Origin of the sequence: Streptococcus sciuri, assembly GCF_024814375.1 — a bacterium.
In the GTDB taxonomy this organism is placed as follows: Bacteria; Bacillota; Bacilli; order Lactobacillales; family Streptococcaceae; genus Streptococcus; species Streptococcus sciuri.
This window is the reverse complement of sequence record NZ_JANUXX010000003.1, coordinates 106553-122251: the sequence shown is the minus strand read 5'-3', so window position 1 is coordinate 122251 and position 15699 is coordinate 106553. Positions and strand designations below refer to the sequence as shown.

Here is a 15699-nt window from a genome sequence, read left to right as displayed (position 1 = left end):
ATTGTGATTATCTGAAAATGACTAGGAGGGTCATATGGCAAGAGGAACAAAGTCTGGAAAAAAAGGACGAAAAACACGACGTCCAACAAAGGCAGAGCAAGAAAAGAAAAGGGCGTTTAGGCGGATGTTGTTGGCGTTTGGGACAGCATTGATTCTCTTTTTTGCCATTATTCGTTTAGGTGCTTTTGGCATCACTACTTATAATGTGATTCGATTTGGAGTAGGAAGTCTTGCTTATGTGGTTATTTTTGCGATTTTAGTTTATCTTTTTGCTTTTCGCTGGATTAAAAAGCATGAAGGGATTATCAGTGGATTTATGGTACTGATGATAGGGCTTTTAATTGAGTGGCAAGCGTATTTATTTGCCCTTTCAGCTAATCGTGGTAAAGATATTTTTATTCAAACTGCTAAACTCTTAACGAGTGACCTCCTTACTTTCAAGGTTGAGCATTTTGTTGGTGGAGGGATGATTGGAGCTCTTTTGTATAAGCCAACAGATTTTCTCTTTTCAAATATAGGGGCTTTCATGATTGGAGCTTTATTTATCCTATTAGGTGTTTTTTTGATGAGTCCTTGGGACATCTATGATGTCGTTGATTTCGTACAAGGCATGTATCAAAAGTTTGCTAAAAAGCACGAAGAAAATAAGCAAAAACGCTTTGCCAAAAAAGAAGAAAATCTCGTTAAGAAAGAGGAACAAAAACGTTTAAAACAGGCAGAAAAAGAAGCCCAAAAAGTACAAAAACGCCTAGAGGATCTGGATGTTGACTTAGAGACAGGCGAGATTTTATCAGATAATAAGGAGGTAGAAGAAACAAGCCAAGATTTACCAGAAATTTTGGATTATCAATTACCAGAAGCTTCGCCATCTGAACAGAGCAATGAGGAATTTCAAGAGGATTTAATGTATGATATGGATGCGCTAGAGGATGTCAGTGTTGATTTTGTTCCTAAAGAGATTTTGGATTATCAATTGCCAACAATTGAACTCTTTGCATCTGATAAACCTAAGAACCAATCTAAAGAAAAAAATATCGTGCGTAAAAACATTGCCATTTTGGAGTCTACTTTTAAAAGTTTTGGAATTGATGTTAAGGTTGAGCGTGCTGAGATAGGTCCGTCAGTGACCAAGTATGAAGTTAAGCCAGCTGTCGGTGTTCGTGTCAATCGTATCTCAACTCTAGCAGATGATTTGGCTCTAGCCTTAGCTGCTAAGGATGTTCGCATAGAGGCACCGATTCCTGGTAAATCTTTAGTGGGTATTGAAGTGCCAAATTCTGAAATTGCAACGGTTTCTTTTCGTGAACTATGGGAGCAAGCTAAGATTCACCCAAATAATCTTTTAGAAGTGCCACTCGGAAAGGCAGTTAATGGATCGGCTAGGAGCTTTAATCTTGCTAAAATGCCTCATCTCCTAGTCGCAGGATCAACAGGTTCAGGTAAATCTGTAGCAGTGAATGGTATGATTGCTAGTATCTTGATGAAGGCACGTCCCGATCAGGTTAAGCTTTTAATGATTGATCCTAAAATGGTTGAGCTATCTGTCTATAATGATATTCCGCATCTTTTGACTCCTGTTGTTACTAATCCTCGAAAAGCTAGTCGTGCTTTGCAGAAAGTTGTTGATGAGATGGAGAGGCGCTATGAACTTTTTAGTCACTTTGGAGCGCGCAATATCGCAGGTTACAATAGTAAGGTGGAAGCTTTTAATAAACAGTCCGATCAAAAACACATTCCACTTCCCTTTATTGTCGTCATTGTTGATGAATTAGCGGATTTGATGATGGTAGCGAGTAAGGAAGTTGAGGATGCCATTATTCGTTTGGGTCAGAAGGCACGTGCGGCAGGTATCCATATGATTTTAGCTACGCAACGTCCGTCGGTTGATGTTATCTCAGGTTTGATTAAGGCTAATGTCCCCTCACGGATTGCCTTTGCCGTGTCAAGCGGTACGGACAGTAGAACCATTCTTGATGAAAATGGAGCAGAAAAACTTCTAGGACGGGGAGACATGCTCTTTAAGCCTATCGATGAGAATCATCCTATTCGTTTGCAAGGATCTTTCATCTCTGATGATGATGTGGAAAACATTGTTAGCTTCATCAAGGAACAAGCAGATGCAAACTATGACGAGAGCTTTGACCCTGGTGAGGTTTCTGAGCAAGACTTTGTTTCTGGGCAAAAAGGTGTTTCTGAAGGTGATGGCTTATTTGAAGAGGCAAAAGAACTAGTGATAGAAAGCCAAAAGGCGAGTGCTTCCATGTTGCAACGAAGACTTTCTGTCGGTTTTCCACGAGCTACTCGTCTCATTGAGGAACTTGAGATAGCGGGTGTGATTGGTCCAGCCGAGGGAACTAAACCACGGAAAGTTTTGATAGCTAAGAAAGAACAGTAGGTTTTTGAGTTAGGATTTTCCATAAAAAAGTGACTATGTCTTTAAATTGTCTCTAAAATGTGATAAAATAAACAAGTAAATAAAAAAAGAAGAGGTATGTGAAATGTCACGTAAACCATTTATCGCTGGTAACTGGAAAATGAATAAAAATCCACAAGAAGCCAAAGCTTTTGTGGAAGCTGTTGCTGGGAAATTGCCATCAGCTGACCTTGTAGAAGCAGGAATTGCTGCTCCAGCTGTTGATTTGTCAACTGTTCTTGAAGCGGCTAAAGGTTCAAACCTTAAAATTGCAGCTCAAAATGCTTACTTTGAAAATGCAGGTGCCTTTACAGGTGAAACAAGCCCACAAGTACTTAAAGAAATAGGAACTGACTATGTTGTTATCGGTCACTCAGAACGTCGTGATTACTTCCATGAAACAGACCAAGATATCAACAAAAAAGCTAAAGCCATCTTCGCTAACGGCATGACACCAATTATCTGTTGTGGTGAATCTCTTGAAACTTACGAAGCTGGTAAGGCTGCTGAATTTGTTGGCGGACAAGTTTCAGCTGCTCTTGCTGGGTTGTCAAAAGAGCAAGTAGCTTCACTTGTTATCGCATACGAACCAATCTGGGCTATCGGTACTGGTAAATCAGCTAGCCAAGATGACGCACAAAAAATGTGTAAAGTAGTTCGTGACACAGTTGCGGCAGACTTTGGTCAAGAAGTAGCTGATAAAGTTCGTGTTCAATACGGTGGTTCGGTTAAACCTGAAAACGTTGCAGCTTACATGGCTTGCCCAGATGTTGATGGTGCTTTGGTTGGTGGTGCGTCGCTTCAACCGGAAAGCTTCCTTGCCCTTTTAGACTTTGTCAAATAAATAATAGATAATATAAAAACACTTGAGGATTGTTCCCAAGTGTTTTTATATTATCGTTATAAGTAAAAAGTTTTCAAATCATAGCAGGGATAGAGATTTCAATCAAATTGGCGGTATGTAGAGTCTTTATTTTATCTAAAAGTGCAATGTTAGGAGCAATTTTTCGTTTGAGGAAAAACTCACGAATGGCTTCAAGTTCACTATCCTTGATAGCCCGATATTTGTTTGAAATCAAAATCTCATAGTGGTAAGGAGCTTGTGTAAAGACCACGTCTGTATTGCCAGCAGAGTATGTTTCGACCAAAGTAGCATCTGTGTTGCTGAGTTGACCTTGAACTAACTTAGCATGGCTACTGGTTGTATTAATGAGTCTCATAAGAAACCTCCGATTGTTTTCTCACTCTTATTATAGCACTTATTGGATAGAAAATCTGTAAACTAATAGCTTTAATGCTGTTTTTTTTGCCATTCTTCTATTCCAAAGCGGTGGCTACCACGTTTTAACTTAGCCTTGGCTTCTTCGATGTCAAACCAAGCAATAGTATTAAAATCCTCTAATGGCTTACCAATAGCAGTATAGCTTGTCACTTCATAGAGATATGCAGGATTGTAGAAATGAGTGTCTCTGTGACTAGAGTAGAAATACTCGTCTGCCTGACCGTAATAGTAGCCGATGGTTGCTGTAAATCCCAATTCTTCCATTAACTCACGTTCTAGAGCTTGAAGGTGAGTTTCTCCTCTTTCAATCTCACCTCCAGGCAAAAACCAAGAACCATTAGGAGCTTGAACGAGGATGAGTTTTGTTTTTTTCGTGTTTGGGATAATGGCATAGACACCGTAGCGGGATGTATAGTTGATATCGTCTTTTTTGTATCCAAAGGTAGGGATGCTCATAAAATCTCCTTTTAATATAAAATAATGCTTAATTCTATTGTACTAAATTTTTAAAGAAAATTCTTCAGTCTTATCTCAAAAATAAGGTAATCTCATAGAGATTACCTTTAGAAATTTAATCAGTGATAACTTCTTTCTTTGATTGTTCTTGTTTTTTGGCAGATTTGACAAAGATATCACCTTTACTGTTAAGAACAGCTTTTAAATGTTTTTCACTAGGATGCTCAAGATAGAAGTCAGTGATAGCATCTTCAATATGATCTTGGATAGTACGGCGCAATGGACGTGCTCCCATCTTCGGATCGTACCCAAGATCTACTAACTTTTCTTTGACCTTGTCTGTTACATCCAGCAAAATACCATTGACAGCTAGTCTCTTATTGACAGTATCAAGCATTAAGTCAACGATACGAAGCAGATTATCTTTACTGAGTGCTTTAAACTCAATAATACCATCAAAGCGGTTCATAAATTCTGGGCTAAAGAAGTTACCTAGCTCACCTAGAACAGAGTGCGTACGTCCTTCACGACTTGCCCCAAATCCTACGTTAGCTTCGGCTTTGCCTGTTCCTGCATTAGAGGTCATGATGATAATAGTGTCTTTAAAACTAACGGTACGTCCTTGTCCATCTGTTAGACGCCCATCATCAAGCACTTGAAGAAACATATGCATAACGTCAGGGTGTGCTTTTTCAACTTCATCAAGTAAGATAAGCGAGTATGGATTTCTACGAACTTTTTCAGTTAATTGTCCCGCCTCATCGTATCCCACATATCCCGGAGGTGCACCGACGAGCTTTGCTACGGCATGTTTTTCCATGTATTCACTCATGTCAAATCGAATCATGCTATCAGCTGAGCCAAAGAGTTCAATAGCAAGCTGTTTAGACAATTCTGTTTTACCAACACCAGTCGGTCCGACAAAAAGAAAGCTTCCAATAGGACGATTTGGTGTGCCAAGACCCACGCGATTTCTACGGATGGCTTTAGCGATTTTATCAACGGCATCATCTTGTCCGATGACGTGTTTTTTCAGGTCATCAGATAAGTTAATCAATTGTGATTGTTCTTTTTCCTTTAACTCACCGACAGGAATATTGGTTTTTTCTTCGATAATATGCTCAATTGTCTTTTCAGTAATAACAGGTGTGTCTTGGTCATCTATTTTTTGCTTTTGGACTTGTTTGTATTTAGCGATTTGATCACGGAAATAAGCGGCACGTTCAAAGTCTTCATCACGTGTGGCTTGTGCTTTGAGATTTTCAGCTTCTACTAAGCGTTGATCGATTTCTTTAGGATCTACAAAATTAAGAGTCAAGTTCATCTTAGAGCCAGCTTCGTCCAAAAGATCAATAGCTTTATCGGGTAAAAAACGATCCTGAATATAGCGGTTGGATAAGATAGCAGATGCTTTGATAGCTTCGTCACTGTACTTGACGTGGTGATAATCTTCGTATTTTTTTTGAATACCTTTTAGGATAGTGATGGTTTCATCTATACTGGGTTCGTCCACCTTGACAGGTTGCATACGACGTTCAAGCGCAGCATCTTTTTCGATGATACGGTATTCATTGAGCGTTGTAGCACCGACAAGCTGTAGTTCTCCACGAGCAAGAGCAGGCTTTAAGATATTTCCAGCGTCCATATTGCCATCCCCAGCAGATCCTGCTCCGACAATCTCATGAATTTCATCAATGAAGAGAATGACATCTTTTCGTTCGCGGATTTCTTCCATAAGCTTGTGCATACGTTCTTCAAATTGTCCACGAATACCAGTACCTTGAACAAGGCTAACTACATCTAAACGGATGACTTGTTTTGCTTGAAGTTTTTGAGGGACATCTCCATCAACAATCTTTTGAGCTAAGCCCTCAACAACAGCTGTTTTGCCGACACCTGGCTCTCCGATGAGAACCGGATTGTTTTTGGTTCTACGATTTAAAATCTCAATAACACGCACAATCTCGCTATCACGTCCGATAACAGGATCAATATCGCCACGACGAGCAAGGTCTGTAACATTGATACCAAATTCTTCTAGTAGACCGTGTGGTTGGTTGGATTGTTGTGTGTTTGGACGTTGGTTATTACCACCGTTGCCACGATTACCACCAGATTGTGTTGGTGGCGTATTTGGTAAATCTTGTCCACTAAAGGCACGGAAGTTATTGAGGTCACCAAAGAAATCGTCAAAGAAAGGATTGATACTACTTGTTTGACTTTGTTGGCGATTACGTGTTTTATTGTCGTTTAATCCTGTAAAAAAGGCATTATTAGGGTCTGTTTTGATAATTTGATAGCAACTTTGGCAAAGATCAACTTGTTTTTGTTGACCATTAACATTGGTATAGAGGTGAATAGTTGCTTCGTTTAAGTTACAATTTTGACAGAGCATAGAAATACCCCTTTCTTCTCTTAATCACTATTGATATGGCATATTTGAAAGAAACGCCATGTTTGACCTAGATATTAGTCAAAATTGGTCAAACTTTATATCCTTATTATAGCACCCCTTTTGGAGAATGCAAGAGAAAAGATTACAAAATTAGCACTCTTAAAAGAGAGTGCTAGTCTTGCTAACGAGAGAAGGATAACACTTTTTATTGTCGTAATAGTATCTTTTATGTTAAAATAGAAGCGACTAAAAACTTAGAGGAGAATTAAAATGGAATCACATTTGGTGAGAATTATCAATCGTTTAGAATTGATGACAACAGATGGTGGTAATTTAAAACGTAATTTTGAGCGTGAGGGTGTGGTTGTTGCAGAGGTGTCTTTTAGCAATGATGCTGAAAATGGACCTGTTTTCACCCTTCGCGATGTCAATGCACGTGAGACTTATTCTTTTGATAGCATTGATTTGATTGCTATGGAAATTTACGATTTGTTGTATTAAATTCATAGAGTCCTGAGCTTTGCTTGGGATTTTTGATTAAAAGCAAGTTGACTACTTGCTTTTTGCAATTTTATACGCTTATGAAAATTTATTTTGAGACTTGTAACTGAGAGAATAAATAAAAAATTAAATAAAATTATTGTATTTTTATTCACTATGTAGTATAATGCTATCTATATCATCAAAAAGGAGAGGATAGCTTAATGGATTTTTCATTCTTACCGCAATATCTTGACTATTTTAACTATGGCGTGCTTGTTACGATTATGATTTCAGTATGCGTCGTCTTATTCGGGACGCTTATTGGGGTATTAGCAGCCCTTATCAAACGTAGTCACTGGGTAATCAATGGACACGAAATTAAAATATTTAAATGGCTAATAAGTTTCTACGTCTGGGTCTTTCGAGGAACACCTATGCTGGTGCAAATTGCCATTGCTTTTGCTTGGATGAGTTTTTTCAATGGTTTTCCAACAGTTGGGTTTGGTGTGATTGATATGGACTTTTCACGAATTATGCCAGGAATTGTTATTCTGTCTCTCAATAGCGGAGCCTACGTTTCTGAAATTGTTCGGGCTGGGATTGATGCTGTGCCAAAAGGACAGTTAGAGGCTGCTTATTCTCTTGGTATTCGTCCGATAAGAGCTATGCGTTATGTTATTTTACCGCAAGCGCTTAAAAATATCTTGCCTGCTTTGGGTAATGAGTTTATCACAATCGTTAAGGATAGCTCACTTCTACAAACAATTGGGATTATGGAACTTTGGGGTGGTGCAACTACAATCCAATCAAAGACCTACATTCCCCTAACTCCCTATTTGTTTGCTGCTTTTTACTATTTGATTGTGACGACAGCTCTCACTTGGTTATTAAAATTCATGGAAAATCGTCTAAGTAAAGGAGAAAGAAAAGCATGACAGAAACCATTCTTTCAATCAAAAATTTGCATAAGTCATTTGATAAAAATGAGGTGCTAAAAGGCGTTAACCTTGATGTGCATAAAGGTGAAGTCATTGCCATTATAGGTCCGTCTGGTTCTGGAAAATCCACATTCTTACGCACTATGAATCTACTAGAAATGCCAACAAAAGGGCATATCTATTTTGAAGGTGTGGAGATTACGGATAAGTCAAATGATATTTTTAAGATGCGTGAAAAAATGGGCATGGTCTTTCAGCAGTTTAATCTCTTTTTAAATATGTCGGTCTTGGACAATATTACTCTCTCACCAATTAAGACAAAGGGAATGGACAAAGCTACTGCAGAACAAAAAGCCTATGAATTACTTGAAAAAGTAGGACTGCGTGATAAGGCAGATAGCCATCCACAGAACCTATCAGGTGGTCAGCAACAACGTATTGCAATTGCACGTGGTCTTGCCATGAATCCTGATGTGCTTTTATTTGACGAACCAACGTCGGCTCTTGATCCAGAGATGGTCGGTGAGGTGTTAAGTGTTATGCAAGATCTTGCGAAGTCTGGAATGACAATGGTTATTGTCACGCATGAGATGGGATTTGCTCGTGAAGTGGCTGATCGTGTTGTATTCATGGATGGTGGATACATTGTTGAAGAAGGGACACCAAAAGAGGTCTTTGAGTACACCAGAGAAGATAGGACAAAGGATTTTCTAAGCAAGGTGCTTTAAATGTATGAGCTGAACTTTTTAGTTCAGCTTTTTATGATAGGTTTTTAGTGTATTTTGGTACTTGATTGAAACCAATCTAATTATTTATTAGAGGTCTGATTATAATCATTATAATATTGAATTTTCAGTCAATTTAGCTTTTCTTTGTGATATAATAGTCAGGGTAATTGGTAGTTTACATTTATGGAGGACAAGAGGTTGATTTTACAAGATGCAAAACTTGAAATTGACTATGAAGTTCTAGGCATCGATCTTCCTTCTGAGAGTGTCAAACACCTCTCTCATTTAGGATTGACTGTGGGAAGTCGTCTACGTTTAGTGGCAAAAACCAAAAGGAGTGCCATTATGATGATAAAGGGAAGTCGTCTAGCTTTTGATAGTTCAATCACAAGTCACATAGATGTTGTAGTTTGTAGAGAAGATAAGCAGAAGGCTATTCCTTTATCGAAATTGCCCATTGGTTCTTATGCTTACGTTGAGGGGATATATGCAGTGAGTGAAGCTAGGCGACGCTTGATGGATATGGGCTTGACACGTCACACAAAGCTTTATCTTAGAAAAGTTGCTCCGCTAGGTGATCCCCTTGAGTTAACTCTTCGTGGCTATGAGTTGACACTTAGGAAATCTGAAGCGAATCTTATCGCAGTCCTACCGAGTGAAAAAGGAGAAGAACAGTGACAGAAATAGCTTTGATTGGAAATCCAAATAGTGGTAAAACGACACTCTTCAATCTCCTAACAGGCTCTAATCAGCATGTAGGAAACTGGCCAGGCGTTACGGTTGAGCGTAAGAGTGGTACTGTCAAAAAGCAAGCGAATATTCTGGTGCAGGACTTGCCAGGAATTTATTCAATGTCTCCTTATACACCAGAAGAAAAAGTAGCTAGAGATTATCTGCTGAGTCTTCATGCCGACAGTATTCTAAATGTTGTAGACAGTACAAACCTAGAGCGTAGTCTCTACTTGACAACACAGCTTATCGAGACAGGGATACCAGTGACACTTGCACTCAATATGGCAGATGTATTACAACTTCAAGGCAAGAACTTATCAGCCGATAGGCTTTCCTATCAGCTGGGTGTTCCTGTTATTTTAACTAGCGCTACTCAGGGGACAGGTGTTGCTAAGGCGCTAGCCAAAGCTAAGAAAACGACGAAGGAAAGTGTAGATGAGGCAGTGATGCCTGTCTATGATGATAAATTTGAAGCAGCTCTCTCTCAGATTATTGAGGTGCTTGGTGATAGTGTTCCCAATCGCTCCCAGCGTTTTTATGCTATCAAACTGTTTGAGCGTGATCCCCTTATCCAAGAAGAAGTCAATCTCTCTTCTTTCCAACGTTCTGATATTGATGAGATTATTGCTATCACAGAGCAGATTTTCACAGAAGACGCAGAATCTATTGTTATCAATGAGCGCTATGCTTTTATTGAGAGAGTTTGTCAGATGGCAATGAATCATAAAAGTGAGTTTCAGATGACTTTGTCAGACAAGATTGATAAGGTTATTACCAATCGTCTGCTGGCTTTACCGATTTTTGGTTTGATTATGTTTTTGGTATATTATCTGTCTATACAAACCGTTGGGACTATGGGAACAGATTGGGTCAATGACGTTCTTTTTGGTAAATATATTCCAAATGCTGTCAATCAATTCTTAGCAATCTTGAAAGTAGCACCTTGGTTGCAATCCTTGATTGTTGATGGTATTATTGCTGGAATTGGTACAGTTCTTGGTTTTTTGCCACAGATTTTTGTACTTTTTGTTTGTCTCGGTGTTTTAGAAGATGTCGGCTATATGAGTCGTATCGCTTTTGTTATGGATCGCATTTTTAGGCGTTTTGGTCTTTCAGGAAAATCCTTTATCCCAATGCTTATCTCAACAGGCTGTGGGGTTCCAGGTATTATGTCCAGCCGTACCATTGAAAATGAGCGTGATCGCAGGATAACTATTATGACGGCGACTTTTATGCCTTGTTCTGCAAAATTGTCCATTATTGCTTTGATTGCAGGAGCCTTTTTCCCACATAATCCTTTGGTAGCACCTAGTACTTACTTTTTAGGCATGTTAGCTATCGTACTCTCAGGTATTGCACTGAAAAAAACGCATTTTTTAGGTGGGTATGCTAGTCCTTTTATCATGGAGCTCCCCAACTACCATTTACCAAAGGCTATGGCGGTTTTACGTTATGCTTTTAGTAAGGTGATTAGTTTTACCAAGCGTGCAGGAACTGTAATTTTTAGTCTGACGATTTTGATTTGGTTTACCAGTTCTTACAGTTTTAGCTTACAAGCTGTCGAGACAAATCAAAGTATCTTGGCGAGCTTAGGACGTTCTTTAGCCTGGATTTTTAGCCCACTTGGTTTTGGTAATTGGAGAGCGACTGTCGCAGCCATTACAGGGTTGGCAGCTAAGGAAACAGTGGTTGCTACTTTTGGTATCCTCTACCATAATCCCGATGCTACAGAAACCAGCAAAGCTCTCTGGCATAGTCTGCAGACAGACTATACAGCGTTAGCCGCTTATTCTTTTATGACTTTTAACTTGTTGTGTGCCCCCTGTTTTGCGGCAATTGGAGCTATCAAGCGTGAGATGAATGATTTACGTTGGACATTGGCAGCTATTGGATTTCAGACTGGGCTAGCTTATGTGGTGAATTTGGTTTTGTATCAGTTTGGCTTAGTGTTCTTTTATGGTAAACCGATTACTTTGTGGACACTGGTTGCAGCGATGTTAGTGTTAGTAATGACTTACTTTGTTGTTCGAAAACCAAGGCAAAAAGAAACGGTGATTAGCCTTGACAATCTTGCACTTATCAATGAATAGGAGGTCTTATGTCTACCATTATCATTGCATTACTTATTGCATTGGCAGCTGTTTTTGGTATTCGTCAATATATCAAACAAAAAGGCTCTTGTGGGGATTGTAACTGCTCTTGCCCTATTAAAGAAGAGATGAAACACCCTAGAAAGTAAATATAGAAGAGAAAACACCTCAAAAGTTCGATTTTATATCTTGCTCTTGAGGTGTTTTTGTTAGTTTATTGGAAAAGATGAGGTTGTGAGGAATAATTCAATATTTTTCCAAAAAAACACTTGTATTAAATGTAAACGTTTGCTATAATAAGATTATCAAAAAGGATTGTTACTGATAAGCAGGCAAAACCTAGATAAATATGAAATGAGTGACTTTTTACTGTGTGGTAGAGCGTCTCGTTTGGTATTTGTTTAGGTTTTTTGTTTGTTTTCAGACAAAATAAGATGATGTGGAGGCTTTTATGGCTAAAGATTATACAGAGTTAGCACAAGATATTGTGACTCATGTTGGTGGTAAAGAAAATATCGCAAAATTAGTGCATTGCGTAACACGATTACGTTTTAGTTTAAAGGATGAGAGTAAAGCTGATGATGACTATCTCAAACAACGTGCTGGCATTGTTACAGTAGTTAAAGCAGGTGGTCAGTATCAGGTGGTTATTGGCAATCACGTCCCAGATGTCTATGCAGATGTCCTAAAGGTCGCAGGTATCTCTGGTGATGGCGGTGTGGACGCTGATGAGGGTGATGTTCCTAAAGAAAATATACTGGATCAGTTTATCACACTTGTATCGGGTCTTTTTCAACCTATGCTTGGTATACTGTGTGCATCAGGTATGATAAAGGGCTTGGTAGCTATCTTAGCAGTATCTGGGATGAAAGAGACAACAGGCGTTTATATTATTCTCAATGCTGCAGGTGATGGGCTTTTTCAGTTTTTACCCATCATTCTAGCGATTACCTCTGCTAAACGTTTCAAGATGGAGCATTTCACAGCGATGGCGCTAGCTTTTGCTCTTGTCTATCCTAATATCGCAGTAAGCTTTGCAAAAGACAATGTCGATTTTTTAGGAATTCCTGTTATTTTTCCAGCTTCTAGCTATCTGCAGACGGTACTTCCTATTATTCTAACAGTTTGGGTGGGCTCTAAGTTTGAGCGGTTCTTTAAAAAAATCATTCCTGATGTGGTCAAGGTTTTTCTCGTACCATTTTGCGTGCTTGTGATAACAGTGCCACTTGCTTTTCTTGCTATCGGACCTGTTATGAACTACGCCAGTGATTTTGTTGGTTTTGTATTTAGCTCTATCTACAAGGTCAGTCCCATCTTGTATGGTTTTATTCTTGGTGGTGCTTGGCAAGTACTTGTTATGTTTGGTGTGCATTGGGGATTGATTCCACTTGCTATCTTAGAATTGCAACAACATCCGACTGGTGTGATTCTGGTGGCAGCGACTGCAATCTGTTTTTCTCAAGCGGGATCACTTCTTAATATTATGTTACGTACCAAAGAAACAAAAGTTCGTGAATTAGCTATTCCTGCCCTCATCTCTGCCGTGTTTGGTGTGACTGAGCCAGCTATCTATGGGATTACACTACCAATGCGCACACCATTTATCATGACCTGTATAGCAGGTGCTGTTCAAGGTGCTTTCTTAGGTTTTGTCGATGTGAAAGCACACTCTTTTGGTGGTATGGGATTGTTTGCTATCCCATCTTTCATATCGCCTAGCAACAGTCAGAACGTGATTTACTATGGTGTAGCTATTGTCATATCTTTTGTCTTAGGTTTTATTCTGACGCAGTTTGTCAAAATTCCTAATCTTTACGGTGAAGTAACAGATACCCATCAGATGCAAGAAATTACTCCAAAGCTCAAAGAACTCCAACAAGACATCGTTGCTAGTCCTATGATTGGCGAGGTAGTATCGCTTGAAAATGTTCCTGATGCAGTTTTTGCTTCAGGTGCTATGGGTAAAGGTCTGGCTATCAATCCATCAGATGGAACGATTGTAGCACCAAGTAATGGTGAAATTACACTAGTCTTTCCTACTGGACATGCTGTTGGATTACGTACAGAAAACGGTGCTGAAATTCTCATTCATGTTGGTATGGATACTGTTTCTCTGGCTGGTAAAGGCTTTAGGAGTTTTGTCGAGGTTGGGCAAAAGGTTAAAGCAGGAGATAAGCTATTGGAGTTCGATCTTGCGATTATACGTGATGCTGGTCTTTCTGTTGTTACACCTGTCATTGTGACTAATTCATCAGACTATGATGATATCCTAGTGACACAAGCTGTACGTGTTAATATTGGTGATTATCTCCTGACAACGGTGAAATAACGAATACCGCTAGATTTCTAGTGGTATTTTTTGAAATTATGATAGCGTTTTGCAAGGCTTTTCGATATAATGAATAAGAAAGAAAAGAGCTATGATAAGGAGAATATAATGACACTTATAGATGGAAAAGTACTTGCTGCTAAAATGCAGAAAGAGCTAACTGATAAGGTTCAAAAAATGAAAGAGACTTATGGACTTGTACCTGGCTTAGCCGTTATTTTGGTTGGGGGCAATCCAGCCAGTCAAGTTTATGTGCGCAATAAAGAACGTTCAGCGCAAAAAGTGGGCTTCAAGAGTATCACTAAGCGTGTAGCTAATAACATAAGTGAAGAAGAGTTGATAGAGGTGATTGAAGAATATAATCAAGATACCAGTATCCACGGTATCTTGGTACAATTACCACTTCCAGAGCATATCAATGATAAAAAAGTCATTATGGCGATTGATCCCAACAAGGATGTTGATGGTTTTCATCCTATAAATACTGGGCATCTCTGGAATGGACGTCCTACTATGGTACCTTGCACGCCAGCTGGAATCATGGAACTGCTTGCTACTTATGCTATTGATCTTGACGGCAAGCATGCTGTTATCATCGGTCGTAGCAATATCGTTGGAAAGCCTATGGCGCAGCTCTTATTGGCTAAAAATGCAACGGTGACCCTTACCCACTCTCGTACACAAAATCTTTCGGAAGTTACCAAAACAGCTGATATTTTAATTGTTGCGATTGGTCAAGGCAACTTTGTGACAAAAGATTATGTTAAAAAAGGGGCTGTGGTAATTGATGTTGGTATGAACCGTGACAGTGATGGCAAGTTAATTGGTGATGTACAGTTCGATGCTGTCAAAGATGTGGCGAGTTACATCACTCCAGTTCCAGGTGGTGTTGGTCCTATGACTATTACCATGCTTCTTGAGCAAACCTACCAGGTAGCCCAAAGGAGTGTTCGTCATGTTGAGTGCTGAAACTATTGCCAAAAAAGTCATTACTCCTCGCCCTAGAGATATCCATAAAGGGAGTCTTGGTCGTGTGCTTTTGATAGGAGGCCATTATCCTTATGGTGGTGCTATTATTATGGCGGCTATTGCTTGTGTAAATAGCGGAGCTGGCTTGGTGAGCGTTGCCACAGATAAAGAGAATATCACAGCATTGCATGCTCACCTACCAGAAGCCATGGCTTTTGATATGAGTCATCAAGAGCATTTAGTGACTGCTATTAGGCAGTCTGATGTTGTTCTTATTGGATCGGGTTTAGGTGAGGATACCCTCTCAAAGGCAATTTTTAAGCTTGTTTTTGAAACTATAGCGGATCATCAGACTTTTATTATTGACGGTTCTGCTTTGAATTTACTAGCAAGAAACAAAAAGATTGCATTAAAAAAACATAAGATCATTCTCACACCACATCAAAAAGAGTGGGAGCGTTTATCGGGTCTCAAAATAGATAAACAAACTACCAGAAACACTCAAGTAGCCCTCGCTTCCTTTCAAAATGGAACGATTTTAGTAGCTAAAAGTCAAGCAACGAAGGTCTATACTACGGATAGAGTTTGTTCGATTGGTGTTGGTGGACCTTACCAAGCGACTGGAGGGATGGGAGATACTTTGGCGGGTATGATAGCTGGTTTTTGTGCCCAGTTTAGAGACAATCTTTTTGAGACCGTCGTTGCTTCCACTTACCTACATTCTTATATCGCAGATATGCTAAGTGAGGACGTTTATGTTGTCCTTCCAACGCAGATTAGTCGGCAAATTCCTAAAGTGATGAAAAGATTTGAGAGTTTGTCTGCCAAAAACCCTTCTTTCCCTCTTTTTTAGTCAAAAGCTTATTAAATTTGATATAATAAAA

The 15699-nt window shown here is 39.3% G+C and carries 14 protein-coding genes; 11 read left to right on the top strand and 3 right to left on the bottom strand.

What is annotated here, in order from left to right:
• The first annotated feature begins 34 nt into the window (after positions 1-34).
• Entirely contained in the window at positions 35-2395 is a 2361-nt protein-coding gene (locus tag NXS10_RS03845; RefSeq protein ID WP_259137870.1) for a DNA translocase FtsK, read from the top strand.
• Between the two features lie 103 nt (positions 2396-2498).
• Positions 2499-3257: a triose-phosphate isomerase gene (gene tpiA, locus NXS10_RS03840; RefSeq protein ID WP_259137867.1), complete on the top strand. Its 759-nt coding sequence runs from the start codon at positions 2499-2501 to the stop codon at positions 3255-3257.
• 73 nt (positions 3258-3330) lie between these two features.
• Here tpiA and NXS10_RS03835 read toward each other — a convergent pair whose 3' ends face one another.
• The 3 genes from NXS10_RS03835 to NXS10_RS03825 form a co-directional block, all read right to left on the bottom strand.
• Positions 3331-3633 carry a DUF1827 family protein gene (locus tag NXS10_RS03835; RefSeq protein WP_259137865.1) on the bottom strand — a complete coding sequence of 101 codons (303 nt, stop codon included), beginning with the start codon at positions 3631-3633 and terminating at the stop codon, positions 3331-3333.
• 71 nt (positions 3634-3704) lie between these two features.
• Positions 3705-4151 carry an NUDIX hydrolase gene (locus NXS10_RS03830; RefSeq protein ID WP_259137862.1) on the bottom strand — a complete coding sequence of 149 codons (447 nt, stop codon included), beginning with the start codon at positions 4149-4151 and terminating at the stop codon, positions 3705-3707.
• A gap of 115 nt (positions 4152-4266) precedes the next feature.
• Positions 4267-6546 (bottom strand): ATP-dependent Clp protease ATP-binding subunit, encoded by a 2280-nt coding sequence (locus tag NXS10_RS03825; RefSeq protein WP_259137860.1) that lies wholly within the window; start codon positions 6544-6546, stop codon positions 4267-4269.
• 270 nt (positions 6547-6816) lie between these two features.
• Between NXS10_RS03825 and NXS10_RS03820 the strand changes: the two genes are divergently transcribed.
• From NXS10_RS03820 to NXS10_RS03780, 9 genes are all read left to right on the top strand, one after another.
• A complete protein-coding gene (locus NXS10_RS03820; RefSeq protein WP_259137858.1) occupies positions 6817-7047 on the top strand; it encodes a DUF1797 family protein in 231 nt (76 codons plus the stop codon).
• Between the two features lie 203 nt (positions 7048-7250).
• Entirely contained in the window at positions 7251-7964 is a 714-nt protein-coding gene (locus NXS10_RS03815) for an amino acid ABC transporter permease (RefSeq protein WP_259137856.1), read from the top strand.
• Entirely contained in the window at positions 7961-8695 is a 735-nt protein-coding gene (locus NXS10_RS03810; RefSeq protein ID WP_259137855.1) for an amino acid ABC transporter ATP-binding protein, read from the top strand. The genes NXS10_RS03815 and NXS10_RS03810 overlap by 4 nt, the downstream gene beginning before the upstream one ends.
• A gap of 198 nt (positions 8696-8893) precedes the next feature.
• Positions 8894-9373 (top strand): FeoA domain-containing protein, encoded by a 480-nt coding sequence (locus tag NXS10_RS03805; protein ID WP_259137853.1) that lies wholly within the window; start codon positions 8894-8896, stop codon positions 9371-9373.
• Positions 9370-11517: a ferrous iron transport protein B gene (gene feoB / locus NXS10_RS03800; RefSeq protein ID WP_259137850.1), complete on the top strand. Its 2148-nt coding sequence runs from the start codon at positions 9370-9372 to the stop codon at positions 11515-11517. The genes NXS10_RS03805 and feoB overlap by 4 nt, the downstream gene beginning before the upstream one ends.
• Positions 11518-11525: 8 nt before the next feature.
• A complete protein-coding gene (locus NXS10_RS03795; protein WP_259137848.1) occupies positions 11526-11666 on the top strand; it encodes a FeoB-associated Cys-rich membrane protein in 141 nt (46 codons plus the stop codon).
• A 302-nt stretch (positions 11667-11968) separates the two neighbouring features.
• Positions 11969-13846, top strand: coding sequence for a beta-glucoside-specific PTS transporter subunit IIABC (locus NXS10_RS03790; protein WP_259137846.1), 1878 nt, complete (start codon positions 11969-11971; stop codon positions 13844-13846).
• Between the two features lie 105 nt (positions 13847-13951).
• Positions 13952-14815, top strand: a complete 864-nt coding sequence (locus NXS10_RS03785) for a bifunctional methylenetetrahydrofolate dehydrogenase/methenyltetrahydrofolate cyclohydrolase (RefSeq protein ID WP_259137930.1) — start codon at positions 13952-13954, stop codon at positions 14813-14815.
• Positions 14802-15668, top strand: a complete 867-nt coding sequence (locus NXS10_RS03780) for an NAD(P)H-hydrate dehydratase (RefSeq protein ID WP_259137843.1) — start codon at positions 14802-14804, stop codon at positions 15666-15668. Before NXS10_RS03785 ends, NXS10_RS03780 begins: the two co-directional genes overlap by 14 nt.
• Positions 15669-15699 lie beyond the last annotated feature (31 nt).

Excerpts from the sequence above, each read along its gene's own strand:
- NXS10_RS03845 (WP_259137870.1), top strand. The coding sequence starts at position 35 with ATGGCAAGAGGAACAAAGTCTGGAAAAAAAGGACGAAAAACACGACGT.
- tpiA (WP_259137867.1), top strand. The coding sequence starts at position 2,499 with ATGTCACGTAAACCATTTATCGCTGGTAACTGGAAAATGAATAAAAAT.
- NXS10_RS03835 (WP_259137865.1), bottom strand. The coding sequence starts at position 3,633 with ATGAGACTCATTAATACAACCAGTAGCCATGCTAAGTTAGTTCAAGGT.
- NXS10_RS03830 (WP_259137862.1), bottom strand. The coding sequence starts at position 4,151 with ATGAGCATCCCTACCTTTGGATACAAAAAAGACGATATCAACTATACA.
- NXS10_RS03825 (WP_259137860.1), bottom strand. The coding sequence starts at position 6,546 with ATGCTCTGTCAAAATTGTAACTTAAACGAAGCAACTATTCACCTCTAT.
- NXS10_RS03820 (WP_259137858.1), top strand. The coding sequence starts at position 6,817 with ATGGAATCACATTTGGTGAGAATTATCAATCGTTTAGAATTGATGACA.
- NXS10_RS03815 (WP_259137856.1), top strand. The coding sequence starts at position 7,251 with ATGGATTTTTCATTCTTACCGCAATATCTTGACTATTTTAACTATGGC.
- NXS10_RS03810 (WP_259137855.1), top strand. The coding sequence starts at position 7,961 with ATGACAGAAACCATTCTTTCAATCAAAAATTTGCATAAGTCATTTGAT.
- NXS10_RS03795 (WP_259137848.1), top strand. The coding sequence starts at position 11,526 with ATGTCTACCATTATCATTGCATTACTTATTGCATTGGCAGCTGTTTTT.
- NXS10_RS03790 (WP_259137846.1), top strand. The coding sequence starts at position 11,969 with ATGGCTAAAGATTATACAGAGTTAGCACAAGATATTGTGACTCATGTT.
- NXS10_RS03780 (WP_259137843.1), top strand. The coding sequence starts at position 14,802 with ATGTTGAGTGCTGAAACTATTGCCAAAAAAGTCATTACTCCTCGCCCT.